Consider the following 24,621-nt stretch of genomic DNA (forward strand, 5'->3'; position numbering starts at 1 on the left):
ACACCGCGGGCCGCTGCGACCAGGCAGTCCGACGCGGTGCAGATGCGGCGCGATGGTGGAGGGGTCGATGACTCAGGGGGCCGGTCAGGGACCCGAGGTGGAGCGGACGGCGACACTGCGTGACTTCCGGGTACCCGCGTACGTCCACGAGACCGGTCCGTACGTCCAGAGCACCCACCCGGGCAACGTCGCCCCGCCGTCCGAGGAGGCCTACCCGGAGGGGTACACCCCCACTCAGCGGGACCTCCCCGTCATCAATCGGGGTGACACTGTCCAGGTGACCGTCGACCCCGCGTCCGTGCCCGCCCCGCAGCCCGCGGCCGGGCCCGGCCCGCTGTACGTGGTCGGTGACGTCCACGGCTACCTCGACGAGCTGGTGGCCGCCCTCCAGGAGCAGGGCCTCATCGACTCCGCGGGGAAGTGGTGCGCCGGTACCGCGCGGCTGTGGTTCCTCGGCGACTTCACCGACCGCGGCCCGGACGGCATCGGCGTCATCGACCTCGTGATGCGGCTCTCCGCGGAGGCCGCCGCGGCCGGCGGCTACTGCAAGGCCCTCATGGGCAACCACGAGCTGCTGCTGCTCGGCGCCAAGCGGTTCGGCGACACCCCCGTCAACTCCGGCGCGGGCACCGCCACCTTCCAGGCGGCCTGGCTGCTCAACGGCGGCCAGAAGACGGACATGGACCGCCTCCAGGACCACCACCTGCAGTGGATGGCCCGCCTCGACGCCGTCGAGGAGGTCGACGGCCACCTGCTGCTCCACTCCGACACCACCGCCTACCTCGACTACGGCCGCTCCATCGAAGAGGTCAACGACACCATCCGCGAGACGCTCACCCGCAACGACGTGGACGAGGTCTGGGACCTGTTCCGCAAGTTCACCAAGCGGTTCTCCTTCCGGGACGAGGGCGGCGCCGACGCGGTGCGTTCCCTGTTGGATACGTACGGCGGCACCCGGGTCGTTCACGGCCACAGCCCCATCCCGTACCTGCTGGGCGAAGTCGGCTCCGAGGACGGCGAGGACGACACCGGCCCCGTGGTCTCGGGACCGCACGTCTACGCCGACGGTCTCGCCATCGCCATGGACGGCGGCGTCACGATGGCCGGAAAACTGCTGGTCCAGCAACTGCCGCTCGACATCTGACGGTTCACGGGGCCGTCGTCCGGCGGCCCGCGACCGCATCGCACACGCGGCAATTTCGGTAAACCCCCTGTCACCGCGTACCGTCACCGCTCTACCATCGGCTTATCCGTAGCAGGCTCCCCTCCGTTTCTGCCCGACGGCTCGTCAGCATGCCGAGCCCCAAGCCCTACGGAGCATCGGGGGATGCACATGAACAGCGTTCCGCAGTACCTGTTGAACGAGGACCGCACGGAATACGAGCGGATTCTCGATGAGGCGCTGCGCTCCGCACCACACCGCCCGGAACTGGCCGCTGTGGGACAGCGGCTCACTCTCGAACAACTGCGCACGATGGCGCTGGGCGCCACCGCGATCATCACGGCGGCCGCGGCGACCGAGTACCAGCACTACGTGAAGATCCGCGAGGAACTGCGCCGGCCGACGGCGCCGTCCGCCCCGTCCGTCCGCGACTCCGACTCCGCCGAGCCGGGCGCGCACGCGGGCGGGCTCGCCTCCACCGTGGGCGAGGTCGCCGAGGCCTCCGGCGCGGGCGCCGTCGCCGTCGTCGCCGTCCTGGCACCCGTCCTGGCCGGAACCGCGGCAGCGATATTCCTGCTCGTCGGTTACGTCCTGCGGATGCTCGACCCCGACGCCGCGTTCGCCCGGACCATCCTCACCACCGGCTGGGTGTTCGGCGCCGTGACGGCGGTCGCCATCCTCGTCGCCGCGGTGGGTCTGCTGCTCACCGCACTGCGCAACAAGCCCTCGGCCCTCGCCGCCCCGTACGACGTGCTCGACGGGGAGCTGACCCGGGCCAGGGACGCCTGGCGCGAGGCCCTGCTGGAACGGGGGATCCTGCCGTTCCTGCGGGACGCGCTCGCCGACCCGGCGGCGGCCGGCGCACTGCGTCACACGGCACCGCCCGCGCCGACCAGCCGCATTCCGCACCTCGGTTACGGCCGGCCGGGTTTCACCAGCCCCGGCGAAGGCCCGGCCCGCGGTCCGCGGCCGAGCTACTCGAGCCCGGACTACTCGAGCCCGGACTTCGGGGGGCCGGAGCACCGACCGGAGTAGCCGGGCGGACCGTCCGTCGGCTCGCGCCCCCTTCGGGCGGAGCCCCTCGGGGCCCCGCGTCGGAGAGCGCGAGCCGGGTGGGTGGTGCCTGCCCGCGGTGGGCCGCCGTGCGCCGGTCAGAGAATGCCCGCCCGCCGCGCGGCCGTGATCCACATCGGGAACTCGGACAGCAGACGGTCGTACAACTCCGGGTCCGGCACGGTGCCGATGTCGTCGACGGCGAAGAAACCGACGTTGTCGACGCGGCGTCCGGGCAGCGTGTCGAACCGCTCCAGCACGCCGTAGTTCGACCGGCCCAGCCCCACGAACTGCCAGAAGACCGGTTCCTCGACGGCCTCGCGCAGCTGCTGCTCGATCTCGGCGTTGCGGTAGACACCGCCGTCGGAGAAGAACAGCACCAGGGTCGGCACGGAGGCGGGGTTCTCCCGGACGTACGCGCGGACCTCGGCGATGACCTTCTGCTCCTCGTTCTGGAACCCGACCTCCCGCATGTCGACCTGGCGCGGGTCCAGCCCCTTCTTCCGCTTGCGCCGGAACAGGCCCAGCTCTCCCACGCGCACGTGCAGCCGCAGCCACTCGGGGAGCTCGCCGATCTGCAGATCGGGCAGCCTGGCCGGGTTCGTGGCGAACGTCCAGGCCTGCATCTCGCCGTCGTCGTCCAGCTGAGCGGCGACGGCGGCCATGCGCTCGACGACGTCGTTCACGACGCCCTTGGTGTACAGGGGGGCCATGGAGCCGGAGGCGTCCAGTACGAGGACGACGCGTGCGGTGACCCCGGTGGCCCCGTGCTTGCGCAGGCTGACCGCCACCTGCTCCTTGCGCAGGGACAACCGCTTGCGCATGTCCACGGGCAGCCGCTCCTCGCCCTTGGTGAGCCGCGGGGCGCCCGCCCGGGGGACGGAGGGCGGTGCGGTCGCCGTGGGCCCCGCGGGAGGCACCGGCGGAACCGAGGGGGAGGGTGGAGCCGGGGCGGGCGGGGGCACCGGGGCGGTGACCGCCGGGGAGCCGCCGTCCGGCAAAGGGGCGTCGTCCACGGTGATACCGAAGTCGGTGGCCAGCCCGGCGAGCCCGGAGGCGTACCCCTGCCCCACCGCGCGGAACTTCCACGCCCCCTGTCGCCGGTACAGCTCGCCGCCGATGAACGCGGTCTCCGTCCCGGCCGCCATGTCGAACCGCGCGACCTCGGTCCCCGTCCCGGCGTCGAGCAGCCGGAGCACAAGCCCCGGCACCTGGCCGAACGTTCCGCCGTCCGCCGACGCGCACAGCACGATCCGCTCGACGGCCGGTTCCAGCGAGCGCAGATCCACCTCCACCGTGTCGGTCGCGGCCCCGGCGGCGCTCCGCTTCCCCAGGTGCGTCACGGCGCCCGACGCGTGCCGCGGCTGGTTGTAGAAGACGAAGTCGCCGTCGTCCCGCACCCGTCCCGCCTCCGTGAGGAGCAGGGCCGAGGCATCGATGTCGGGCACACCGGGCCCGGCCGCCCAAGCGAGCTCGACGCGCACCGCGGGGGCGTCGACGGGAAGGTTGGACCCCTTGCTCATTGCTCTCGCTGTCATGGGATCAGTCTGCCGAGCCGGCACCGCGCTGGGGAGGGGAGACCCGGCGCGCCCCTCGTGGGCGACCCCTGCGGCCTGCACGCGCCACGCGCCCGGCCCGCTACGTGCCCGGCCCGATGCCCGCCGTCGGCTCGCGCCCGGTGGTGTGTTCCGCCGTCAAGGGATCGGCGGACTCAAGCTGAGCCGGGGAGCCGTGGCGCCCTTCGGCGAGAGGGCGGAGGAACGGGCTCCCGGGCCCGACGCACCGCCGGCCCGTCTCACGGGTCCGGCGCCTTCGTCCGTCGTACGCCCACGCCCCCACGCAGTGATCGCCCCAGGCCACAGGTGGGCGGCTGGGCGGTGCTCACGGCCGGTGGTGGACCGTGAGCACCGCCCCTGGACGACGTCAGTCCGCGAGGGGCAGGTACACCCGGTTCCCGTTGGCCGCGAACTCCTTCGACTTCTGGAGCATCCCCTCGGCGATCTCCTCCGCCGTCGCCCCCTCGGCCGCATCACCGCCGAACCGTTCGGTGATGTCTCGGCTGATCTTCATCGAGCAGAACTTGGGCCCGCACATCGAGCAGAAGTGGGCCGTCTTGGCCGGTTCGGCCGGCAGGGTCTCGTCGTGGAACTCGCGCGCCGTGTCCGGGTCGAGGGCGAGGTTGAACTGGTCCTCCCACCGGAACTCGAAGCGGGCGTCGGACAGCGCGTCGTCCCACTCCTGTGCGCCCGGATGCCCCTTGGCGAGGTCGGCGGCGTGAGCGGCGATCTTGTAGGTGATGACGCCGGTCTTGACGTCGTCGCGGTGGGGCAGGCCCAGGTGTTCCTTGGGCGTGACGTAGCAGAGCATGGCCGTGCCCCACCAGGCGATCATCGCGGCGCCGATGCCGGAGGTGATGTGGTCGTACGCCGGCGCGACGTCCGTCGTCAGCGGGCCGAGCGTGTAGAACGGAGCTTCGTCGCAGATCTCCTGCTGAAGGTCGATGTTCTCCTTGATCTTGTGCATCGGGACATGTCCCGGGCCCTCGATCATGGTCTGCACGTGGAAGCGCCTCGCGATCCGGTTGAGTTCCCCGAGTGTGCGCAACTCCGCGAACTGCGCCTCGTCGTTGGCGTCCGCGATCGAACCGGGCCTGAGGCCGTCGCCGAGCGAGTACGTGACGTCGTACGCGGCGAGGATCTCGCAGAGCTCCTCGAAGTTCTCGTACAGGAACGATTCCTTGTGGTGCGCCAGGCACCACGCGGCCATGATCGAACCACCGCGCGAGACGATGCCGGTCTTGCGGTTCGCGGTGAGCGGTACGTAGGCGAGCCGCACACCGGCGTGGACCGTCATGTAGTCCACACCCTGCTCGGCCTGTTCGACGACCGTGTCCTTGTAGATCTCCCAGGTCAGTTCCTCGGCCTTGCCGTCGACCTTCTCCAGCGCCTGATAGAGCGGCACGGTGCCGATGGGCACGGGGGAGTTGCGCAGCACCCACTCCCGGGTGGTGTGGATGTTGCGGCCGGTGGAGAGGTCCATCACCGTGTCGGCGCCCCAGCGGGTCGCCCAGGTCATCTTCTCCACCTCCTCCTCGATGGAGGAGGTCACCGCCGAGTTGCCGATGTTGGCGTTGACCTTCACCAGGAACCGTTTGCCGATGATCATCGGCTCGGTCTCCGGGTGGTTGACGTTGGCCGGGAGCACCGCCCGGCCCGCCGCGATCTCCTCGCGGACCACCTCGGGAGAGACGTTCTCCCGGATCGCCACGAACTCCATCTCGGGCGTGATCTCGCCCCGGCGCGCGTACGCCAGCTGCGTGACCGCCCGGCCTTCGCGGCTCCGGCGCGGCTGACGCGGCCGGCCGGGGAAGACCGCGTCGAGGTTGCGCAGGCCGCCGCGCGGCGAGGTGTGCTTGATCCCGTCGTCCTCGGGACGGACGGGACGGCCCGCGTACTCCTCCGTGTCACCGCGGGCGATGATCCAGTTCTCCCGCAGCGGGGCCAGGCCCCTGCGGACGTCGGTGTCGACGAGTGGATCGGTGTACGGGCCCGAGGTGTCGTACAGCGTGACCGACCGCCCATTGGTGAGGTGCACCTGACGGACCGGCACCCGCAGGTCGGGGCGTGTGCCCTCGACGTACGCCTTGTGCCAGCCGATGGACTTCCCGCCCTCTCCGTTCGCCGACGTCTCCGTCGGGTTCTGCGTGGAGGCAGGCGTGCGTGCGTCCTTGTTGGTCATGAGACCTACTCCCTACGCCGGCATTACCCGGTAACAGGTTCGGCGGTCGACGCAGCGGTTTCCGTCTGTCGACGTTCCGTGGGAAACATCACGCGCACATCGGTGATGTTTCATGTGAAACGTCGCTGGGACGGAGGTCAGCGCCCTCTCAGCCCGGTGCTCCGAGCTCCCGCGTGTACAAAAGGTGCCCCCACGCTAGCGTCCCTTCTGGCGCGGTGACCAGAGGGCCCCTCGCGTTCTTGCGATGATCGGTCGGTGACCTCGATGCAGCCTTCCTCGTACCCACCGCCCGAGCCTCCCCGCGGACCCGGCGCCGGAAGCGGCGGCGGCCACGGCAGAGGGCCGGGCCCCGACCACGCGGTGGGCCGTGGGAACGACGGCGGACACGGCAGCGCTCCTCACCCGGGTGAGGACAGCCGCGGCCACGGTCACGGAGGTGACTCCGGCGGCGGATCCGACCCCGGGGGCCGTTCCGGGGGTGGGCACGGCCACTCGCACGGGCACAGCCACGGCCCGGCGGCTCCCGTCTCCCAGCACCTGCGCAAGGTCATCGCGGCGATCCTGATTCCGTTCGCCGCGGCGGTGCTGATCGGCCTCGCCGTGCTGTGGCCGGGGGGTACCCCGGGGCACGAACGCACCGGCGTCGGTTTCGACCGGCAGACGCAGCACGCCACGGTCACCGAAGTGGTCGAGGTGAGCTGCCAGTCCGTCAACGCCTCCGGAGGCGTCCCGACCGGCGACACCTCCACCGCCGAGGGCTCCTCGGCCCAGCAGCAGGCGACCGGTACCTGCAAGAAGGCGACGATCCGGGTCGACACCGGCGAGGACAAGGGCCGTACGTTCACCGAGATCGTGCAGCCGGACCAGTCCCGGCAGTTGAGCGAGGGCCAGGAGGTCGTGGTCGCCTACGAGCCCGCCGCACCGGAGGACCTGCAGTACTCGGTCACCGACGTGAACCGGCGTTTCCCCCTGGCACTGCTCGCCGGCGTCTTCGCGCTCGCCGTCGTGGCCGTGGGGCGGCTGCGCGGTGTGATGGCGCTGGTCTCACTGGCGGTCAGTTTCCTGGTGCTGAACTTCTTCATCCTGCCCGCGATCCTGCAGGGCTCGAACCCCTTGGTCGTGGCGGTGGTGGGGGCCAGCGCGATCATGCTGGTCGCGCTCTATCTGTGCCACGGGCTGTCGGCGCGTACGTCCGTGGCGGTCCTCGGCACACTGGTCTCCCTGCTGCTGATCGGCATCCTCGGCTCGGTGTTCATCGGCTGGGCCGCACTGACCGGCAACACGGACGACAACACCGGTCTGATCCACGGGCTGTACCCGGAGATCGACATGAGCGGTCTGCTGCTGGCCGGCGTCATCATCGGTTCGCTCGGTGTCCTCGACGACGTGACGGTCACGCAGACCTCCGCGGTCTGGGAGCTGCACGAGGCCAACCCGTCGATGGGCCGGCGCGGGCTGTACCGCGCGGGCATCCGCATCGGCCGCGATCACATCGCGTCCGTGGTCAACACGCTCGTCCTCGCCTACGCGGGCGCCGCGCTGCCCCTGCTGCTGCTGTTCTCCATCGCGCAGAGCAGCGTGGGGACGGTCGCGAACAGCGAGCTGGTCGCGGAGGAGATCGTGCGGACCCTGATCGGTTCGATCGGCCTGGTCGCCTCGGTGCCGGTCACCACGGCCCTGGCCGCCCTGGTGGTCTCGGCCGACCGGTCGGCGGTCCGGGTGCCGGCACAGGACGCCCGGCCGGTTGCGGCACGCGGCGGGAGGGGCCGGCGCCGTAAGCGCTGACGCCGACCGCACCGACCGGCCGACGTGACCGGCTCCGCCCCGGGGCGGTCACACCGGCCGGCTCTGCGCCGGGCCGGATGCCGACCGACTCCGCCGGGCGCCGCCTCCACGGAGGTGTTGGGGAAGCGTTCCTGCGGAGCGTGGCGGAACACGGTGCAGCGTTCCGCCCGCTACCACCCGACCGGCGTAACGCTTCACCCGGCGCCCTGCTCCGCCAGGATCCGGTCGAGCGCGTCGTCGAGGTGGGCGTCGAAGTCGGCGAGCGCCCCCTCCTGGCCCAGCGGCACCAGTTTGTCGGTGCGGTCGAGGAAGGCCACGAGCGGCGCGGTCGACGAACGGAACAGGGCCTGATCACTGCCGACCTGGAGCCGGATCAGCACCTCGCCCAGCGTGTCGGGATCGACCGGTGAGACGCGCACGTCCCCCTCGCCGCACGGGCGGCCGACGCCGTCGACCAGCAATTCCCTGCCGAACGCCCAGGTCACGGGAGCGTCCCCGGGCAAGTGGAAGGTCAGCCGTACGGCATAGGGATCACAGGTGTCATAACGCAGCTCCACCGGGATGCGGAAGGACAGCTCCTCCGACACGAGAAAGCTCATCATGACCTCTGCCTGTACGGATTCGCGCATCGCCTACCCCGTCATTCGCCGCGGACTGGCCGGGCATGGACCCTGACACCTGATGGAATCTTGCTGAACGTACACAGCAGATCACAAGGAGTGATTTTTCAGATACTGATAGAGAGCGCCAACGACCCCACCAGGCGCCCCATTTCGGCCTGCAGTCTCCGTGCCGTGGGGAGCAGCCGATCGGCCTGGTGTGCGGGCAGGGAGATGGCCATCGTCGCGGCCGTGGTGCCGATGGTGACCGGGATCGCGGCGCAGACCGTCCCCAGGGCGTACTCCTGACGCTCGATCACCGGCTCCATGCGCCGCACCCGCTCCAGGCGCCTCAGGAGGCTCTGGGCGTCGCGCACGGTGTACGGCGTGACGGGCCGCACGGGGTGGCGGTCGAGGTGGTCGCGGCGGGCCTCCTCGTCGAGCTGGGAGAGCAGGCACTGCCCGACGGCGTGCGCGTGCCCGGTCTCGCGGAAGTCGGCCCACTCCTCCACCGCGGGGTGCACGGGGCTGTCGGAGACGCACACGACGTCGATCTCGCCCTCGCGGTACACGGCGCAGTACAGGGGCACACCGATCGCGTCGCGCCAGCGGGTCAGCAGGTCGACGATCGTGCTGCGACGTTTCTGCTGCGCCCCGCTGCCGGTCAGCCGCTCGGTCGCCTCGCCGAGGAAGAACAGCCCCTTGTCCCGGCGCAGATAACCCTCGTGCACGAGGGTGCGCAGCAGGTGGTACGCGGTGGGAAGCGCCAGCCCGGTCTCACGGGCCAGTTGCTTGGCGGGGGCGCCGTACGGATGCCCGGCGACGGTCTCCAGCAGGCGCATGGCCCGCCGCACGGAACCGATGAGCGTGGTGGGGGGCACCGGTGCGGGGGACGACGGGGCGTGGGGCTGCGGGGGGACGGCAGCCGTCAGGTGTGCAGGGGCGGTGCCAGTCGTGGCCAAGGGTCACTCCCGAAACGCGAGGGGGCAGCCCGTGCGGGGGAACACGGGTGGGGGTCGCCGCTCGCGGGGATCGTCCCCGCGTCGAGTTCCGGACTCTAACCGGCTGTCACCGCACGCATACGGTCCGTCGGGAAACTTCCCCCGCCCGAGGGAACCGGCGATTCCTGTTACCGGCCCACCGGTCCCCCGGGGCTCACCAGTCGCTGCGCGACGAGGAACTCGACATGAACTTCCGCACCACGTAGATCAGTCCGCCGACCAGCGCGACGAAGACCAGCACCTTGAAGAGCAGTCCGATCACGAAGCCGACCACACTCGCTATCAGCCCGCCGAACACGACCAGGGCGATGACCGGCACCGCGACCCACTTCACCCACCACGGCAGTTCCGCGACAATCTCTCGCATCGCCTTGTCCTTTGCCTCTCCACCCGCCGAGTACCGGGTCGTGTCGATGATGTCCTGCACTCGATGCTAGGGCCGGGGACGGCCCGACGGGGGCCTCGGACCCCTTGTCGTCCCCTGACCCGTCCCCTAGGGAACCCCGAGGCCACGACTCAGCTCTCCGGGGGAGAGAACACCACCAGCACCCGCAGGTCCTCGCTGATGTGGTGGAACTTGTGCGGCACGCCGGCCGGTACGTACACCACGCTGCCGCGTGCCACCTGGGTGGTCTCCGTACCGACGGTGATCGCCGCCCGGCCGCTGACGACGAAGTACACCTCGTCCTGGCGGTGCGGCTGCTGCGGATCCTGTTCACCCGCGTTCAGGGCGTAGAGGCCGACCGACATGTTCCGCTCCCGCAGGAACTGGAGGTACGCCCCGTCGTTGGCGGCGCGTTCCGCCTCCAGTTCGTCCAGCCGGAATGCCTTCATCGCCTCGTCCCGCCCCCTGGCTCACTGCTCATGTCCGATCCTGTCTGCCACGATCAGACACATGAAGAATTTCCTAGTCAAGACGATCGCCAACGCGGGCGCCCTGGCGGTCGCGGTGTGGCTGCTCGACAAGATCACCCTGACGGGTGACAGCACGGGCAAGGAGATCGGCACCCTGATCCTGGTCGCACTGATCTTCGGTCTGGTGAACGTCCTGGTCAAGCCGGTGGTGAAGCTCCTGAGCGTGCCCCTGCTCATCCTGACGCTGGGCCTGTTCACCCTGGTGGTGAACGCGCTGATGCTGCTGCTCACCTCCTGGCTCGCCGGTCTGTTCGACCTGAGCTTCCACGTCGAGGGCTTCTGGACGGCCGTGCTCGGCGGCCTGATCATCTCGGTCGTCTCCTGGGCGCTCAACGTCGTCCTGCCCGACGGGGACTGAGCGCGATGACCTACCGCGTCTGCTTCGTCTGCACCGGCAACATCTGCCGTTCACCGATGGCCGAGTCCGTCTTCCGGGCGCGCGTGGCCGAGGCCGGTCTGGACGGCCTGGTCGAGGTCGACAGCGCCGGCACCGGCGGCTGGCACGAGGGCGACGGCGCCGACCCCCGCACGGTGGCCGTCCTCCAGGAGAACGGTTACGACACCGACCACACGGCCCGGCAGTTCGACCCGGCCTGGTTCGCCCGCCTCGACCTCGTCATCGCGCTCGATTCCGGCCACCTCAGGGCGCTGCGCCGGATGGCCCCCACGGAGCGGGACGCGGACAAGGTGCGTCTGCTGCGCTCCTACGACCCCGCCGCCGGTGACGATCCGGACGTACCGGACCCCTACTACGGGAACGCGGACGGCTTCGACGACTGTCTCCGCATGGTGGAGGCGGCGAGCACCGGCCTGCTCACCGCGGTACGCGAGCACGTGGAAGGACGAGCGGCATGAACGATTCGGCAACCGAAGGCGGCCCCGGGGCCGCCGCCCCCGGCTCCCCCTGTGGTGACGGCACCCGCGCGGTGCGGGCCGGGCTGCCCGAGCCGGTCAAGCACGAGCCGACCCTGCCCGGGCCCGTGTTCGCCGCCCACTTCCATCTGCCGGGCGACCCCACCGGCCCGTACACCTACGGCCGGGACGAGAATCCGACCTGGACGCTGCTGGAGCGTGCCGTCGCCGAGCTGGAGGCGCCCGGGCAGGACGGGGTCGAGGCCCTGGTGTTCGCCTCGGGCATGGCCGCGATCTCCTCGGTGCTCTTCTCCCAGCTCCGCGCCGGGGACACCGTCGTCCTGCCGAGCGACGGGTACCAGGTATTCCCCCTGGTACGGGCCCAGTTGGAGTCGTACGGCATCGAGGTACGCACCGCGCCGACGGGCGGTGACGCCCAGCTCGAGGTCCTCGACGGCGCGCAGCTGCTGTGGCTCGAGACACCGTCGAACCCCGGGCTGGACGTGTGCGACGTACGGCGGCTCGTCGAGGCGGCACACGCGCAGGGCGCCCTGGTCGCCGTCGACAACACCCTCGCGACGCCGCTCGGCCAGCGTCCGCTGGAACTCGGTGCCGACTTCGCGGTGGCCAGCGGCACCAAGCAGCTCACCGGGCACGGAGACGTCCTCCTGGGGTACGTCACCGGCCGCGACGCCGAGGCCATGGCCGCCGTCCGCCGCTGGCGCAAGATCGTCGGTGCCGTTCCCGGGCCCATGGAGGCCTGGCTGGCGCACCGCTCCATCGCCACGCTCCAGCTGCGCGTCGACCGGCAGAACGCCACCGCCCTGACGCTCGCCCAGGCGCTGCGGAAGCGGCCCGAGGTGACGGGGCTCCGTTATCCGGGACTGCCGGACGACCCCTCGCACAAGATCGCCTCACAGCAGATGCGGCGCTATGGGTGCGTGGTGTCCTTCACGCTGCCCACCCGCGCGCGTGCCGACCTCTTTCTCGACAGACTGCGGCTCGTGGACGACGCGACGAGCTTCGGTGGCGTGCGCTCGACCGCGGAGCGGCGCGGCCGGTGGGGCGGGGACGCGGTGCCGGAGGGTTTCGTCCGCTTCTCCGTGGGCGCCGAGGACCCCGAGGACCTGGTGGCGGACGTGCTCCGCGCACTGGACGAATCCGCTGGCTGAGGGGCGGTGCGGTCGGGCCGCCAGGTGCTCCGCTCGTCGCGACGGACGGTCCGAGCCTCCCCCCTCGTGGCTCGGACCGTCCCCGGTTCCGCGCGCGAAGAACCGCGCGCACTAGGCTAGTTGACTCAGTGTCAGTGTCCAATCACAGTAGCGACAGCGACCTATCGACTTATTTATAGTTGGGCCTGTCCGGGGCCGGCAGCGGGGCTGACGAGAAGGGGATGACACGGCGTGGATCTGGCCTTGCTGCGGACCTTCGTGACCGTGCACCGGGCCGGTTCCTTCACTCGTGCCGCCGCCCTGCTCGGTCTCTCCCAGCCGGCCGTCACCTCCCAGATCCGGACGCTGGAACGGCAGCTGGGGCGGCCTCTGTTCCTGCGGCAGGCCCGCGGCGTGACACCGACGTCCATCGGGGACGAACTCGCCCACAAGGCGGCACCGCACCTCGACGCCCTCGTGGAGATAGCGGAATCCGGTCTCGAGGAGGACTCCTCCTTACGCACCCTCCATCTGGCCGGTCCCCCGGAGTTCACCGCCGAGCGGGCGTTGCCCGTGCTCACGGAGCTGGCCGGTGACGACGGCCTGGGCTTCGCCCTGCGAGCCTCCTTCGGCACCGCCGAGGAAACCCTGGAAGGGCTGGCCGCCGGACATCATGATCTGGCCATCAGCACGCTCCGGCCGCGTGGTGCCCTGCTCTCGGCGACTGCGCTCTGCGACGAGGAGCACGTTCTGATCGCCGCTCCGCGCTGGGCCGGGCAGATCGGCCCCGGCGCCCTCCGTCGCACCGGGGCAGCCCTGCTGGAGCAGGTCCCGGTGATCGAGGTGCACGAGTCGCTGCCGTTCGTCTCCCGCTACTGGGCCTCCGTGTTCGACTCCCGCCCGATCAGCCCGGGGACCGTGATCGTCCCGGATCTACGCGCGGTGCTGGCCTGCACCGCAGCGGGCGCGGGGCTGGCGGTACTGCCCCGCTACCTGTGCACGGCGGCGCTCGAGCGGGAAGAGGTGATCATCCTGTACGAACCGACGGTGCCCCCGCTGCGCACCTACTTCCTGGCGGCCCGCACCGGCACCCTGGCCATGCCGCACATCGCCCGTGCCCATGAGCGGTTGCAGCAAGCGGCCACCGACTGGTGCTGACCTTCCGGACGGACGGCCCGTTCCGGGAACCCGGCTGATGACGTTGCGCGAGGTTTCACGTGGAACCATCCGGGCCACATTTCCCCCATGACCGTCCGACCCGTGGTCAAGCGCACCGCTCGTGCCGTTCTGCTGGACGACGACCATCTGATCCTGATCAAGCGCACCAAGCCCGGCGTGGATCCCTACTGGGTCACCCCCGGCGGCGGAGTCGAGCCGGATGACCCGACGGTCGTCGACGCCCTGCACCGCGAGGTGTACGAGGAGCTCGGTGCCAAGATCACCGATGTGGTGCCCTGTTTCGTCGACACCGTGGAGCACATCGGTGAGGACGGAGGCACCACCGGTGTGAAGGTGCAGCACTTCTTCGTGTGCCGCCTGGCCTCCATGGATCCGTCCCTCCGGCACGGACCGGAGGTCGATGAACCCGCCGGCGAGTACGAGATCGTCCGTGTGCCGTTCACCCGTGTCGGCATCGCCTCGGTCCATCTCGTACCGCTCTCGCTGCGGCACTATCTCGACGGCAACATCGAGGGTGTACGCGCGATGCACGCCCCCGACCTCGGCTGACGTCCGAGGCCGCCGCGTCGGGCACACCTGCCGGGTCCACCGGCGCCATGAACGGTCCGGCGGGGAACGTGACCCGTACATCGCGTGTCCACCCCGGCCGATGAGCCGTTCCACGAAGAAGGTGAGGAAAGGAAGGAAAGGAAGGAAAGGAAGGGACAGCGACACCATGGCGCGGTAGTCACCGTTCCGTGTGGGCTCCGCGCCGATCTCCCGGCGTGGCGGGAGAAACGGTCTATGAGGCGTTCTTGCGGTTTCACGTGAAACATCCCCGCCCGGGCACGCGTTCCGTCGTCGGCCGCGGCATGGCCGAAAGCGGGCCGAGTCTCCGGAAACAGGTGGACGCTCCTCCCCCCGGTCGGACAGCCTGACCTGCGTGCCGACACCTTCCCTTGCCTCTCTGCCCATCCGCCGTCTGACGCTCCGCGATCTCACCGCCTGCGCCGACTTGTCCGAGGACCGGGGGTGGCCGCGGGAGGAGCACAAATGGGGGCTCCTCCTCTCGGCCGGGAAGGGGTACGGCATCGACGACCCCGAGGGTGGTCTGGTGACCGCCTGCGTCGTCACCGAGTACGGGCCACAGGAGCGTCCCGCCCTGGGAGCCATCGGCATGGTCCTGGTCGCCGAACGGCATGCACGTCAGGGGGTGGGGCGTCGGCTGATGCGCCACGTCCTCTCGTCGATGGGCACCACGCCACTCACTCTGTACGCGACCCCTTACGGCCGTCCTCTCTACGAGGAACTGGGCTTCAAGGTCACCGGTCGGGCGGAGATGCTGCGAGGTCGCTTCGTTCCCACAGGAGCACAGCACGAGGTCGCCACTCGTGCCGCGACCGCCGAGGACCTCCCCGCGATCCTCCGGCTGGACGAGGAGGTGTTCGGGACCGACCGCACCCACGTCATCGCCCGCTTGCCCGCTTTCGCCGACCGGTTGCGGGTCGCCGAGGAGGACGGACGGCTCATCGGATATGCGGCCGCCTGGCCCAACATGGACACCCATGTCGTCGGCCCGCTGATCGCCCGCGACACCCCGACGGCTCAGGCGCTCCTCGCCTCCCTCGCCGCCCACACGGACCGGCCGCTGCGCATCGACATCGACGTGCGGCACGAAGAGCTGCTGGGCTGGGTGAAGGAGCACGGGCTGGCGTCCGTCACGTCCCATGCCGTCATGACCTACGGAATCACGGAGCTGCCCGGGGACGGGGGACGCCGGTTCGCCCCGGTGACGGTCGCGGCGGGCTGACGCCCCTCCGCCGAGACCTGGCACCCGTCCACCGACACGACGACGCCGGCGCCCGACAGGATCGGGAACCGGCGTCGTCGTGTCGCGGGGCCCGTCGTCAGGCGAGGGTCTCCACGGCGGACGTGGCGAAGGCGTGGTCCTGCTCCGGGGCCCCGCCGCCGACACCGATCGCACCGATCAGCCGACCGTCGCGCCGGATGGGCACGCCCCCGGCGATGAACAGCAGCGGCCGGTCGAGCGCGGTGGGAAGGGTGTGGAAGAGGCCCCCGGGCTGCACGGCGTCCACGAGGTCGGCGGTGGGCGCGTCCAGCTGGAGAGCGGTGTACGCCTTGCGGGTGCTGGTTTCGCCGGAGATCAGCACGGCGCGGTCGTCCCTCCGGAACGCGAGCAGGTTCCCACCGGCGTCGAGGACGGTGACGCTGACCGTGACACCGGTGGCCTCGGCGGCCCGGTGTGCGGCGGTGATGAGGGTGTCGGCGTCCGCGATGGTGAGCGGGGCGACGGCGATGGTGCTCATGAAGAGGTTCTCCTCGGAGTACGGGTGTGGTCGGTTGTGCGGTGGAAGGAAGCACGGACGGGTGCGGGGACGGCCCTGGCCCCGCACCGGGCGGGTCCTGCGGATCAGGGGGAGACGGCGGTCCGCTCCTCTGCGGGCACCGAGCCGGCGGGCACGGAGCCGGTGACCTGGTCGCGACGCTCGAGGGCGGCCGAGACGAAGGCCAGTGCCAGGGCGCTGGCGGCAAGGAGTGCGCCGACCCAGTTGGGCGCGGTGTAGCCGAGGCCCGCGGCGATCACGATGCCGCCGAGCCAGGCGGACAGCGCGTTGCCGAGGTTGAAGGCACCGATGTTCACGGCCGAGGCCAGGGTGGGGGCACCGTGCGCCTGGTCGAGAACACGCTTCTGCAGCGGCGGAACCGTGGCGAAGCCCAGGGCACCGATCAGGGCGATGGTGACGGCCGCGACGATCTTGTTGTGCGCGGTCAGGGTGAAGAGCGCGAGGACGACGGCCAGGGCGCCCAGCGACACGTACAGCATCGGCATCAGGGCGCGGTCGGCGTACCTGCCGCCGATGAGGTTGCCGCCGACCATGCCGAGGCCGAAGAGGACCAGCAGCCAGGTGACGGAACCGTCGGCGAAGCCGGCGACATGGGTCATCATCGGCGCGATGTAGGTGATGGCCGCGAAGACGCCGCCGAAACCGAGGACGGTCATCGCCATGGCGAGCAGGACCTGGACGTTCTTGAAGGCGGCCAGCTCGTGGCGCAGCCGTACGCCCTCGGGCTTGGGCATGTCGGGCACGAGCCGGGCGATGCCGGCCAGACCGACGAGACCGAGGGCGGCGACGATGCCGAAGGTGACGCGCCAGCCGATGGACTGCCCGATGAGCGTGCCCAGCGGGACGCCGATGACATTGGCGACGGTCAGCCCCGTGAACATCATGGCGATGGCTCCGGCCTTCTTGTCCGGGGCGACCAGATCGGCCGCGACCACCGAACCGATGCCGAAGAAGGCACCGTGGGCCAGTGAGGCGACCACCCGCCCGATCAGCATGACGCCGAAGACCGGGGCCAGCGCCGAGAGCAGGTTCCCGGCGATGAACAGGCCCATGAGCAGCATCAGCATGCGCTTGCGGGAGACCTTGGTGCCGAGCACGGTCATCAGCGGTGCGCCGAACACGACGCCCAGGGCGTAGCCGGTCACCAGATGGCCGGCTGTGGGGATGGAGACACCGAAGTCACCCGCGACCTCGGGCAGCAAACCCATGATCACGAATTCCGTCGTTCCGATCCCGAAGGCCCCGATCGCGAGGGCCAGAAGCGCGAGAGGCATGGGAGAGTGGACCTTCCAAGTAGTTGCAGGAGCGCTCTAGGTGCGATCACAATAATTGCATGCGCGGGTTATTTGCAAACGCCGTATATTGCGCTCTTGCTCTACCCTGGTGTCAGCAGCTCCTGGACGGAGGAAACGCCATGACAGCCACGGACCCCGCACTCACCGCCCTCGCCCAGGGCTGGTGCGCCCTCTCCCTGCTGCACAGAAAGATCGAGACGCACATCGAGCGCGCCCTTCAGGCCCGGCACGACCTGAGCGCGCGGGAGTACTCCCTGCTCGACGTGTTGAGCCGGCAGCACGACGGCGAGGGCGGCCATCTGCAGATGAAGCAGGTTGCCGACGCGGTCGTACTCAGCCAGAGCGCGACCACCCGCCTGGTCACGCGACTCGAGGACCGCGGCCTGCTGGAGCGCTATCTGTGCCCCACTGACCGGCGCGGCATCTACACCAACGTGACGGAGTCCGGCCTCAAGCTCCTGGAGGAGGCCCGGCCGACCAATGACACCGCCCTGCGCGAGGCCCTGGACGAGGCGGCCGAGAACCCCGAACTGGCCCCGCTGGTCAGGGCGGTGGAGACGCTGAAGGCTCCCGTACCCGCCTGACGGTCGCGTCGGAATCGGCATCGCCCGTTCCGGCCGCGCCTGCGTAGGGTGGCCGACATGGGAGATCTTGACATACGTGCCGCGGTGGCCGCCGACATCCCCGCGATCGTCGGCATGCTCGCGGATGACCCTCTGGGCGCGCAGCGCGAGTCGCCGGACGACCTCGGTCCGTACCTGGCCGCTCTGGAACGGCTCAGCACGGACCCGAACCAGAACCTGGTCGTCGCCGTCCGCGGAGACCGTGTAGTCGGCACGCTCCAGCTCACGATCGTTCCCGGGCTGTCCCGTCGTGGTGCCACCAGGTCGATCATCGAGGGGGTCCGCATCCACGCCGACGAGCGCGGCAGCGGCCTGGGAACCCGGCTCATCGAGTGGGCGATCGACGCCTCCCGTCGCCACGGCTGTCACTTGGTCCAGCTGACTTCCGACAACACCCGCACCGATGCCCACCGCTTCTATGAGCGACTCGGCTTCACGGCCTCACACGTGGGTTTCAAGCTGCAGCTGTGACAGCGGGGCGAGGGGCGCTGTTCCACGTGGAACAGCGCCCCTCGCAGGCCCCGGACGACCGGGGACCACGGGCCTACCGGATCCCCCGCCACCCGCCCGGTTCTACTCCACCCGGCACGGGAGCCCTTTCGTCGTACGGCTGACGCGTGAACACGAACGACCCGAGGTCGAGGTGGCTCACCGACCCGTCCGGTCGCCGTACGGGTTTCAGGAGCTCTCCGGCGTAGTAGCCCTCCAGCCCCGTCCAGGTACCGTCCCCGTTCGAACGGAAGCGCGAACGCCGGCCGATGCCGGACAGCGGTTCCAGCGAGACGCCACCATCGGCCGACCACCGCAGCGCGAAGGCCTGGGTGCCCCAGTACCACTGCCCCACCAGCTCCAGTACCGCCGGCTCGGCGTCCCGCAGCGGCCGCCAGGGAGCGGGGATGCGGGGCTCCGCCTCCGCGACGATCCGGACGAGATCGGCGGCGACCGTGAACGGCGCCGGTCCCGAGGTGCAGTTGGCCAGGACCACCGCGGCGACATCGTCCACCAGGCTGATCACCAGGCAGGCGAGAAAGCCCGGCAGCGACCCGGTGTGCCCGACGAGAGTCAGCCCGTCCTGGTGGCGGATCTCCAGGCCCAGACAGTACGCGTAACCGCTCGCCACGTCCGCCGTCCCCATCGGAGCCGCCGGTGTCCTCATCTCCCGCAACGACTCGGCGCTCAGCACCCGGTCGTCACCGCCGACCAGGAAGGCCGCGAAGCGCGCCAAGTCATCGGTGGTGGACCACAGTTGCCCGGCGGGCGCCATCCGTCCGAGATCCTCCACGGGCTCGGGCAGCATCACGTCGGCCCACGGATGCACCGCCCAGCCCTCCGCGTGCGGCGCCTCGGGGTGCACGCTCGTACGACGCAGCCCCAGGGGTTCGAGCACTTCGCGCCGCAGCACCTCCTCCCACGAGGCGCCGCGCACCTTCTCGACCAGTGCACCGAGCAACGCGTATCCGGGGTTCGCGTAGTGGAACCGCCGGCCGACGGGGTGCACGAAGGGCCGCTCGCCCAGCACGTCGGCGAGGTCGGGCCGCAGGGTACCGGGGGTTCGCTCCCACCAAGGGCCGGGTGTCTCGGCGGCCAGCCCACCGCTGTGTGCGAGCAGTTCGGCGATGGTCGCCTCGCCCGCGCCCGTTCCCGGCAGGTGCTCCTCCAAGGGGTCGCCGAGATCGAGCACTCCCTCGTCGCGGAGCCGGAGGACCAGGACAGCGGTGAAGGTCTTGGTGATCGAACCGATCCGGTACTGGACGTTCCCGTCCGGAGCCCGCCCCTCCGCCGACGCCCGTGCCCCCGTCCACACGGCTTCCCCACCCCGCACCACGGTCGCGACGAGCGACGGCGCACGCCCTTCCGCCTGGGCGACGGCGATCCGGTGCAGCAGTGCACGACGCGTTCCCGGCAACAGTTCTTCCTGAAGTGTCGTCATGCCCTCAGTTCACCAGGAACATCACGTCCCCCGTTGTCCCCCGGGTGGCCTCACCGGCTTCCACCACGGACACGGACGTGTCGTTCTCGGCGGACGTCCACGAGCCGTTCACCGCACTCCTGGACCGGCACGGCTGCGACCTCCGGGACGGGCATCAGGGTGATCTCGATCATGGCCCGACCATCTCGGGAGAAGGACGCGGAGCCGGGGACCCCACGGGAACCCGATCAGGTCTGTGCCATGTCCACGAAGCGCGAGTAGTGGCCCTGGAAGGCGACCGTGATCGTCGCGGTCGGGCCGTTTCGGTGCTTGGCCACGATGAGGTCGGCCTCGCCCGCGCGCGGGGACTCCTTCTCGTAGGCGTCCTCGCGGTGCAGCAGGATGACCATGTCGGCATCCTGCTCGATGGACCCGGACTCACGCAGGTCGGAGACCATCGGCTTCTTGTCGGTGCGCTGCTCGGGACCACGGTTGAGCTGGGAGAGGGCGATGACCGGGATCTCCAGCTCCTTGGCGAGCAGCTTGAGGTTACGGGACATGTCCGAAACCTCCTGCTGACGGCTCTCGGCGCGCTTGGAGCCGCCGGACTGCATCAGCTGGAGGTAGTCGATGATGACCAGCTTCAGGTCGTTGCGCTGCTTCAGACGGCGGCACTTCGCGCGGATCTCCATCATCGACAGGTTCGGGGAGTCGTCGATGTAGAGCGGCGCCGCCGAGACGTCCGGCATCCGGCGGGCCAGGCGTGTCCAGTCCTCGTCGGTCATCGTGCCGGACCGCATGTGGTGCAGGGCGACCCTGGCCTCGGCGGACAGCAGGCGCATCGCGATCTCGTTGCGCCCCATCTCGAGCGAGAAGATGACGCTCGGCAGGTTGTGCTTGATCGACGCGGCCCGCGCGAAGTCCAGCGCGAGCGTCGACTTGCCCATCGCGGGACGCGCGGCGATGACGATCATCTGTCCCGGATGCAGGCCGTTGGTCAGCGAGTCGAAGTCGGTGAACCCGGTCGGCACACCGGTCATCTCACCGCTGCGCGATCCGATCGCCTCGATCTCGTCGAGCGCGCCCTCCATGATGTCGCCGAGCGGGAGGTAGTCCTCGCTGGTGCGCTGCTCGGTGACCGCGTAGATCTCGGCCTGGGCCCGGTTGACGATCTCGTCGACGTCGTCGTCGGCCGCGTATCCCATCTGCGTGATGCGCGTACCGGCCTCGACCAGACGGCGCAGCACGGCACGCTCGTGCACGATCTCCGCGTAGTACGCCGCGTTGGCCGCCGTGGGCACCGTCTGGACGAGGGTGTGCAGGTACGAGGCCCCGCCGACCTTGTTGATCTCGCCCCGCTTGGTCAGCTCCGAGGCGATCGTGATGGGGTCGGCCGGCTCGCCCTTGGCGTAGACGTCGAGGATGGCCGTGTAGACGGTCTCGTGGGCCGGCTTGTAGAAGTCGTGGCCCTTGAGGATCTCGACGACGTCGGCGATGGCGTCCTTGGACAGCAGCATGCCGCCCAGAACGGACTGCTCGGCTTCGAGGTCCTGCGGCGGCATCCGCTCGAACGCGGAGCCCCCGCCGTCCCACACGCCGCTGTCCCGGCCACGGTCGTGCTGCTCGTCGCGGCCACGGCCGCCGCCTTCGCGGCGGGAGGCGGGCAGACGATCACTGGGGCCGCTGTCGGCCCACGGATCGTCCAAGGGCTCGGAAATGCTCACCGAGCCACCTCCTCCCGTCCGCCGAGCGGACCTCGCCGCGCCCTCTGTTCTACGGCACGGCACTGACAGATAAGAGGCTCAACTCCGGTTGCCGCGCGCCGGTTTTGCGGGGTTTTTCGAAGTCGGCGGACGGAGCGAGCGCCGGACCACCGTAGGCCCGTCGGCACCGTCAGCCAATCTGGTTATCCACAGCCCCTGTGGACGACCGCCCCAATGCTGTGGAGAAACCCGTGAAACCTGTGCACGACCCGGTGGACAGCCCTGTGAACAAGACCGCAAGGCACTCCACAGCACACGCCTGACCTGCACGTTTACCGTCCACCGGCTGTGCAGAAGAAAAACTTCCCCAGTCGGATCAAGATCACTTCGAGCGGCGTGCACAAGCCCGCACCCCGAGCCACGAAGTAAGGGTCGTGAGAGCTTTGCATCTCTTACCTGTGGACGATTAGATTGGTGCACATGACACAGGCCCCCGCGCGCCCCCGAGCCGCCCGACGGCAGCACGACAGAGAGATCGTCCTGCTGGCCGTACCGGCCTTCGGCGCCCTCGTCGCCGAGCCGCTCTTCGTCATGGCCGACAGCGCCATCGTCGGCCACCTCGGCACGGCACAGCTCGCCGGTCTCGGCATCGCCTCGGCCCTGCTGATGACCGCCGTCAGCGTGTTCGTCTTCCTGGCCTACGCCACGACTGCCGCCGTCGCCCGGCGCGTCGGGGCGGGCGACCTCCAGGGAGCCATCCGCCAGGGCATGGACGGAATCTGGCTGGCCCTGCTGCTCGGTGCCGCCGTCATCGCCGTCGTCCTGCCCACGGCGCCGGGCCTCGTCGATCTCTTCGGCGCCTCGGAGACAGCGGCGCCCTACGCGACCACCTACTTGCGCATCTCCGCGCTCGGCATACCGGCCATGCTCGTCGTACTCGCCGCGTCGGGCGTCCTGCGCGGACTGCAGGACACCCGGACACCGCTCTACGTCGCCGTCGCCGGTTTCCTCGCGAACGCCGTGCTCAATGTCGGGCTGGTCTACGGCGCCGGCCTCGGCATCGCGGGCTCCGCCTGGGGCACCGTCATCGCCCAGTGCGGCATGGCCGCGGTCTACCTGACCGTGGTGCTGCGCGGGGCACGCAAACACGGTGCCTCCCTGCGCCCGGACTCCGCCGGGATCAGGGCGTCGGCTCAGGCCGGCGTCCCTCTGCTGGTGCGCACCCTCTCCCTCAGGGCCATCCTGATGATCACGACAGCCGTCGCCGCCCGCCTGGGCGACGCCGACATCGCGGCCCACCAGATCATCCTCTCCCTCTGGAGCCTCCTCGCCTTCGCACTGGACGCCATCGCCATCGCCGGTCAGGCCATCATCGGCCGTTATCTGGGAGCCGGCGACGCCCAGGGCGCCCGTGAGGCGTGCCGTCGCATGGTGGAGTGGGGCATCGCGGTGGGAGTCGTGCTCGGCGTGCTGGTGGTGCTCGCCCGCCCGGTACTCCTGCCCCTGTTCACCAGCGACGCCACCGTCAAGGACGCGGCCCTGCCCGCTCTGGTGCTCGTGGCGCTCTCCCAGCCGATCTGCGGCATCGTCTTCGTCCTGGACGGAGTTCTGATGGGCGCGGGCGACGGGCCGTATCTGGCCTGGGCGATGCTGCTGACCCTGGTGGTCTTCACGCCGGCCGCCCTGCTGGTCCCCGTGCTCGGGGGCGGACTCACCGCGCTGTGGGGCACGATGACGCTCATGATGTCCGTGCGGATGCTGACTCTGTGGCTCCGCAGCCGCTCGGGCCGCTGGGTCGTCACGGGTGCGACGCGCTGACCGTTTCCTGTGAAACACCGCGTTTCGCCTGCAGCACGCACCGCCCGTCGGCCCGTTAGCCGGTCCCGTCCACCTTCACACCCGTGGACACGACGACAGGGGCCGCACCCTCGAAAGGGTGCGGCCCCTGTGCTCACTGCTTCAGCGAGCGCGGCGTTCAGGCCGCGACGACCTCGACGTTGACCTTGGCGGCAACCTCGGGGTGCAGACGCACGGACGTCTCGTGAGCGCCCAGCGTCTTGATCGGCGCCCCCAGTTCGATGCGGCGCTTGTCGACCTCGGGCCCACCGGCGGCCTTGATCGCGGAAGCGATGTCGGCCGGGGTGACGGAGCCGAAGAGACGACCGGCGTCGCCGGAGCGGACGGCCAGGCGGACCTTGACCCCCTCGAGCTGGGCCTTCACCTGGTTGGCCTGCTCGATGGTCTGGATCTCGTGGATCTTGCGAGCACGACGGATCTGCTCGACGTCCTTCTCGCCGCCCTTGGTCCAGCGGATCGCGAGCTTGCGCGGGACCAGGTAGTTGCGAGCGTAACCGTCCTTGACGTCGACGACGTCGCCCGCGGCACCGAGGCCGGAGACCTCGTGGGTGAGGATGATCTTCATGAGTCGGTCACCCTTCCCTTAGCGCGCAGTGGAGGTGTAGGGCAGCAGCGCCATCTCACGGCTGTTCTTGACGGCCGTGGCGACGTCACGCTGGTGCTGCGTGCAGTTGCCGGTCACGCGGCGGGCACGGATCTTGCCGCGGTCGGAAATGAACTTCCGCAGCATGTTCGTGTCCTTGTAGTCCACGTACGTGACCTTGTCCTTGCAGAATGCGCAGACCTTCTTCTTCGGCTTGCGCACAGGCGGCTTCGCCATGATGTTTCTCCTGTGTGATCAAGAAGTGCGGGTACGGCCCGCCTAGAAGGGGGGCTCGTCCGAGTAGCCGCCACCGCCGCCGGAGCCGCCGCCCCAGCCGCCGCCCTGCTGCTGGCCACCGGCGGGAGCGCCGGTCGCCCAGGGGTCGTCGGCGGGAGCGCCGCCCTGCTGCTGGCCGCCGCCGGGGCCTCCGCCCCAGCCGCCGCCCTGCTGGCCGCCACCGCCGCCGTAGCCGCCCTGGCCACCGCGGCCGGTGGTCTTGGTGACCTTGGCCGTGGCGTTGCGCAGGCTGGCGCCGACTTCCTCGACGTCCAGCTCGTAGACCGTGCGCTTGACGCCCTCACGGTCCTCGTAGGACCGCTGCTTCAGCCGGCCCTGCACGATGACGCGCATGCCTCGCTGGAGCGACTCGGCGACGTTCTCCGCCGCCTGGCGCCAGACCGAGCAGGTCAGGAACAGGCTCTCGCCATCCTTCCACTCGTTCGTCTGACGGTCGAAGGTGCGGGGAGTCGACGCGACACGGAACTTCGCGACGGCCGCACCGGACGGGGTGAAGCGCAGCTCGGGGTCATCGACAAGGTTGCCGACGACCGTGATGACGGTCTCGCCTGCCATGGGGGAACCTCTCGGCGGG

Annotated in this window: 25 protein-coding genes; 12 read left to right on the top strand and 13 right to left on the bottom strand. The window is 70.2% G+C overall.

Annotated elements, in window-relative coordinates; all coding sequences use genetic code 11:
- The first annotated feature begins 52 nt into the window (after window positions 1-52).
- Together CP969_RS19620 and CP969_RS19625 are read left to right on the top strand one after the other, a co-directional pair.
- Window positions 53-1,144: a metallophosphoesterase gene (locus CP969_RS19620; protein ID WP_004986027.1), complete on the top strand. Its 1,092-nt coding sequence runs from the start codon at window positions 53-55 to the stop codon at window positions 1,142-1,144.
- A gap of 183 nt (window positions 1,145-1,327) precedes the next feature.
- On the top strand, window positions 1,328-2,197 hold the full coding sequence (locus CP969_RS19625; RefSeq protein WP_016825510.1) for a hypothetical protein: 870 nt from the start codon (window positions 1,328-1,330) through the stop codon (window positions 2,195-2,197).
- 116 nt (window positions 2,198-2,313) lie between these two features.
- On the opposite strand, the gene CP969_RS19630 is transcribed toward CP969_RS19625, so the two are convergent.
- Complete coding sequence (locus tag CP969_RS19630; protein WP_026085049.1) at window positions 2,314-3,753, bottom strand: VWA domain-containing protein; 1,440 nt, start codon at window positions 3,751-3,753, stop codon at window positions 2,314-2,316.
- Between the two features lie 385 nt (window positions 3,754-4,138).
- On the bottom strand, window positions 4,139-5,953 hold the full coding sequence (gene thiC, locus CP969_RS19635) for a phosphomethylpyrimidine synthase ThiC (RefSeq protein ID WP_004986024.1): 1,815 nt from the start codon (window positions 5,951-5,953) through the stop codon (window positions 4,139-4,141).
- A gap of 264 nt (window positions 5,954-6,217) precedes the next feature.
- On the opposite strand from thiC, the gene CP969_RS19640 reads away from it, so the two are divergent.
- Window positions 6,218-7,738, top strand: a complete 1,521-nt coding sequence (locus CP969_RS19640) for a YibE/F family protein (protein ID WP_399474637.1) — start codon at window positions 6,218-6,220, stop codon at window positions 7,736-7,738.
- Between the two features lie 194 nt (window positions 7,739-7,932).
- Here CP969_RS19640 and CP969_RS19645 read toward each other — a convergent pair whose 3' ends face one another.
- From CP969_RS19645 to CP969_RS19660, 4 genes are all read right to left on the bottom strand, one after another.
- Window positions 7,933-8,367: an SsgA family sporulation/cell division regulator gene (locus tag CP969_RS19645; RefSeq protein WP_026085047.1), complete on the bottom strand. Its 435-nt coding sequence runs from the start codon at window positions 8,365-8,367 to the stop codon at window positions 7,933-7,935.
- Between the two features lie 98 nt (window positions 8,368-8,465).
- Window positions 8,466-9,218, bottom strand: a complete 753-nt coding sequence (locus CP969_RS19650) for an IclR family transcriptional regulator (RefSeq protein ID WP_016825506.1) — start codon at window positions 9,216-9,218, stop codon at window positions 8,466-8,468.
- 274 nt (window positions 9,219-9,492) lie between these two features.
- A complete protein-coding gene (locus CP969_RS19655) occupies window positions 9,493-9,705 on the bottom strand; it encodes a DUF5326 family protein (RefSeq protein WP_004986020.1) in 213 nt (70 codons plus the stop codon).
- A 149-nt stretch (window positions 9,706-9,854) separates the two neighbouring features.
- Window positions 9,855-10,172 carry a cupin domain-containing protein gene (locus tag CP969_RS19660; protein ID WP_004986019.1) on the bottom strand — a complete coding sequence of 106 codons (318 nt, stop codon included), beginning with the start codon at window positions 10,170-10,172 and terminating at the stop codon, window positions 9,855-9,857.
- A 61-nt stretch (window positions 10,173-10,233) separates the two neighbouring features.
- Between CP969_RS19660 and CP969_RS19665 the strand changes: the two genes are divergently transcribed.
- From CP969_RS19665 to CP969_RS19690, 6 genes are all read left to right on the top strand, one after another.
- The gene (locus CP969_RS19665; protein ID WP_004986017.1) at window positions 10,234-10,611 is read left to right on the top strand and encodes a phage holin family protein; all 378 of its coding nucleotides are present in this window, start codon (window positions 10,234-10,236) and stop codon (window positions 10,609-10,611) included.
- A gap of 5 nt (window positions 10,612-10,616) precedes the next feature.
- Window positions 10,617-11,108, top strand: coding sequence for a low molecular weight protein-tyrosine-phosphatase (locus CP969_RS19670; protein WP_004986016.1), 492 nt, complete (start codon window positions 10,617-10,619; stop codon window positions 11,106-11,108).
- Window positions 11,105-12,277 (top strand): cystathionine gamma-lyase, encoded by a 1,173-nt coding sequence (locus CP969_RS19675; RefSeq protein WP_016825505.1) that lies wholly within the window; start codon window positions 11,105-11,107, stop codon window positions 12,275-12,277. The genes CP969_RS19670 and CP969_RS19675 overlap by 4 nt, the downstream gene beginning before the upstream one ends.
- 231 nt (window positions 12,278-12,508) lie before the next feature.
- Entirely contained in the window at window positions 12,509-13,414 is a 906-nt protein-coding gene (locus CP969_RS19680; protein ID WP_016825504.1) for a LysR family transcriptional regulator, read from the top strand.
- 87 nt (window positions 13,415-13,501) lie between these two features.
- The gene (locus CP969_RS19685) at window positions 13,502-13,984 is read left to right on the top strand and encodes an NUDIX domain-containing protein (protein WP_004986011.1); all 483 of its coding nucleotides are present in this window, start codon (window positions 13,502-13,504) and stop codon (window positions 13,982-13,984) included.
- Between the two features lie 373 nt (window positions 13,985-14,357).
- A complete protein-coding gene (locus tag CP969_RS19690; RefSeq protein ID WP_004986010.1) occupies window positions 14,358-15,224 on the top strand; it encodes a GNAT family N-acetyltransferase in 867 nt (288 codons plus the stop codon).
- 97 nt (window positions 15,225-15,321) lie between these two features.
- Here CP969_RS19690 and CP969_RS19695 read toward each other — a convergent pair whose 3' ends face one another.
- Together CP969_RS19695 and CP969_RS19700 are read right to left on the bottom strand one after the other, a co-directional pair.
- Window positions 15,322-15,741: a GlcG/HbpS family heme-binding protein gene (locus CP969_RS19695; protein ID WP_004986009.1), complete on the bottom strand. Its 420-nt coding sequence runs from the start codon at window positions 15,739-15,741 to the stop codon at window positions 15,322-15,324.
- A gap of 104 nt (window positions 15,742-15,845) precedes the next feature.
- The gene (locus CP969_RS19700) at window positions 15,846-17,054 is read right to left on the bottom strand and encodes an MFS transporter (RefSeq protein ID WP_016825502.1); all 1,209 of its coding nucleotides are present in this window, start codon (window positions 17,052-17,054) and stop codon (window positions 15,846-15,848) included.
- Window positions 17,055-17,194: 140 nt separating this feature from the next.
- On the opposite strand from CP969_RS19700, the gene CP969_RS19705 reads away from it, so the two are divergent.
- Window positions 17,195-17,659, top strand: coding sequence for a MarR family winged helix-turn-helix transcriptional regulator (locus CP969_RS19705; RefSeq protein WP_016825501.1), 465 nt, complete (start codon window positions 17,195-17,197; stop codon window positions 17,657-17,659).
- 57 nt (window positions 17,660-17,716) lie between these two features.
- On the top strand, window positions 17,717-18,169 hold the full coding sequence (locus tag CP969_RS19710; RefSeq protein ID WP_004986006.1) for a GNAT family N-acetyltransferase: 453 nt from the start codon (window positions 17,717-17,719) through the stop codon (window positions 18,167-18,169).
- A gap of 73 nt (window positions 18,170-18,242) precedes the next feature.
- On the opposite strand, the gene CP969_RS19715 is transcribed toward CP969_RS19710, so the two are convergent.
- Together CP969_RS19715 and dnaB are read right to left on the bottom strand one after the other, a co-directional pair.
- Window positions 18,243-19,628 (bottom strand): serine hydrolase domain-containing protein, encoded by a 1,386-nt coding sequence (locus tag CP969_RS19715; protein ID WP_026085045.1) that lies wholly within the window; start codon window positions 19,626-19,628, stop codon window positions 18,243-18,245.
- A gap of 227 nt (window positions 19,629-19,855) precedes the next feature.
- On the bottom strand, window positions 19,856-21,331 hold the full coding sequence (gene dnaB / locus CP969_RS19725) for a replicative DNA helicase (protein ID WP_004985996.1): 1,476 nt from the start codon (window positions 21,329-21,331) through the stop codon (window positions 19,856-19,858).
- Between the two features lie 459 nt (window positions 21,332-21,790).
- Here dnaB and CP969_RS19730 point away from each other — a divergent pair, with 459 nt between their 5' ends.
- Window positions 21,791-23,128 carry an MATE family efflux transporter gene (locus tag CP969_RS19730; protein ID WP_016825496.1) on the top strand — a complete coding sequence of 446 codons (1,338 nt, stop codon included), beginning with the start codon at window positions 21,791-21,793 and terminating at the stop codon, window positions 23,126-23,128.
- A gap of 157 nt (window positions 23,129-23,285) precedes the next feature.
- Here the strand turns inward: CP969_RS19730 and rplI are convergent, their stop codons facing one another.
- The 3 genes from rplI to CP969_RS19745 are packed head-to-tail and all read right to left on the bottom strand — an operon-like array spanning window position 23,286 to window position 24,602.
- Window positions 23,286-23,732 carry a 50S ribosomal protein L9 gene (gene rplI / locus CP969_RS19735; protein ID WP_004985988.1) on the bottom strand — a complete coding sequence of 149 codons (447 nt, stop codon included), beginning with the start codon at window positions 23,730-23,732 and terminating at the stop codon, window positions 23,286-23,288.
- Window positions 23,733-23,750: 18 nt separating this feature from the next.
- On the bottom strand, window positions 23,751-23,987 hold the full coding sequence (gene rpsR, locus CP969_RS19740) for a 30S ribosomal protein S18 (protein ID WP_003949403.1): 237 nt from the start codon (window positions 23,985-23,987) through the stop codon (window positions 23,751-23,753).
- 42 nt (window positions 23,988-24,029) lie between these two features.
- Window positions 24,030-24,602, bottom strand: a complete 573-nt coding sequence (locus CP969_RS19745; protein WP_016825495.1) for a single-stranded DNA-binding protein — start codon at window positions 24,600-24,602, stop codon at window positions 24,030-24,032.
- Window positions 24,603-24,621: the final 19 nt, after the last annotated feature.

Source organism: Streptomyces viridosporus T7A (genome assembly GCF_008704515.1).
GTDB lineage: Bacteria > Actinomycetota > Actinomycetes > Streptomycetales > Streptomycetaceae > Streptomyces > Streptomyces viridosporus.

Excerpts from the sequence above, each read along its gene's own strand:
- CP969_RS19670 (WP_004986016.1), top strand. The coding sequence starts at position 10,617 with ATGACCTACCGCGTCTGCTTCGTCTGCACCGGCAACATCTGCCGTTCA.
- CP969_RS19705 (WP_016825501.1), top strand. The coding sequence starts at position 17,195 with ATGACAGCCACGGACCCCGCACTCACCGCCCTCGCCCAGGGCTGGTGC.
- CP969_RS19700 (WP_016825502.1), bottom strand. The coding sequence starts at position 17,054 with ATGCCTCTCGCGCTTCTGGCCCTCGCGATCGGGGCCTTCGGGATCGGA.
- CP969_RS19660 (WP_004986019.1), bottom strand. The coding sequence starts at position 10,172 with ATGAAGGCATTCCGGCTGGACGAACTGGAGGCGGAACGCGCCGCCAAC.
- CP969_RS19625 (WP_016825510.1), top strand. The coding sequence starts at position 1,328 with ATGCACATGAACAGCGTTCCGCAGTACCTGTTGAACGAGGACCGCACG.
- CP969_RS19620 (WP_004986027.1), top strand. The coding sequence starts at position 53 with ATGGTGGAGGGGTCGATGACTCAGGGGGCCGGTCAGGGACCCGAGGTG.
- CP969_RS19730 (WP_016825496.1), top strand. The coding sequence starts at position 21,791 with ATGACACAGGCCCCCGCGCGCCCCCGAGCCGCCCGACGGCAGCACGAC.
- CP969_RS19645 (WP_026085047.1), bottom strand. The coding sequence starts at position 8,367 with ATGCGCGAATCCGTACAGGCAGAGGTCATGATGAGCTTTCTCGTGTCG.
- rpsR (WP_003949403.1), bottom strand. The coding sequence starts at position 23,987 with ATGGCGAAGCCGCCTGTGCGCAAGCCGAAGAAGAAGGTCTGCGCATTC.
- thiC (WP_004986024.1), bottom strand. The coding sequence starts at position 5,953 with ATGACCAACAAGGACGCACGCACGCCTGCCTCCACGCAGAACCCGACG.
- CP969_RS19655 (WP_004986020.1), bottom strand. The coding sequence starts at position 9,705 with ATGCGAGAGATTGTCGCGGAACTGCCGTGGTGGGTGAAGTGGGTCGCG.
- CP969_RS19640 (WP_399474637.1), top strand. The coding sequence starts at position 6,218 with ATGCAGCCTTCCTCGTACCCACCGCCCGAGCCTCCCCGCGGACCCGGC.
- CP969_RS19710 (WP_004986006.1), top strand. The coding sequence starts at position 17,717 with ATGGGAGATCTTGACATACGTGCCGCGGTGGCCGCCGACATCCCCGCG.
- CP969_RS19695 (WP_004986009.1), bottom strand. The coding sequence starts at position 15,741 with ATGAGCACCATCGCCGTCGCCCCGCTCACCATCGCGGACGCCGACACC.
- CP969_RS19685 (WP_004986011.1), top strand. The coding sequence starts at position 13,502 with ATGACCGTCCGACCCGTGGTCAAGCGCACCGCTCGTGCCGTTCTGCTG.
- CP969_RS19745 (WP_016825495.1), bottom strand. The coding sequence starts at position 24,602 with ATGGCAGGCGAGACCGTCATCACGGTCGTCGGCAACCTTGTCGATGAC.
- CP969_RS19675 (WP_016825505.1), top strand. The coding sequence starts at position 11,105 with ATGAACGATTCGGCAACCGAAGGCGGCCCCGGGGCCGCCGCCCCCGGC.
- rplI (WP_004985988.1), bottom strand. The coding sequence starts at position 23,732 with ATGAAGATCATCCTCACCCACGAGGTCTCCGGCCTCGGTGCCGCGGGC.
- CP969_RS19665 (WP_004986017.1), top strand. The coding sequence starts at position 10,234 with ATGAAGAATTTCCTAGTCAAGACGATCGCCAACGCGGGCGCCCTGGCG.
- CP969_RS19630 (WP_026085049.1), bottom strand. The coding sequence starts at position 3,753 with ATGACAGCGAGAGCAATGAGCAAGGGGTCCAACCTTCCCGTCGACGCC.
- CP969_RS19715 (WP_026085045.1), bottom strand. The coding sequence starts at position 19,628 with ATGACGACACTTCAGGAAGAACTGTTGCCGGGAACGCGTCGTGCACTG.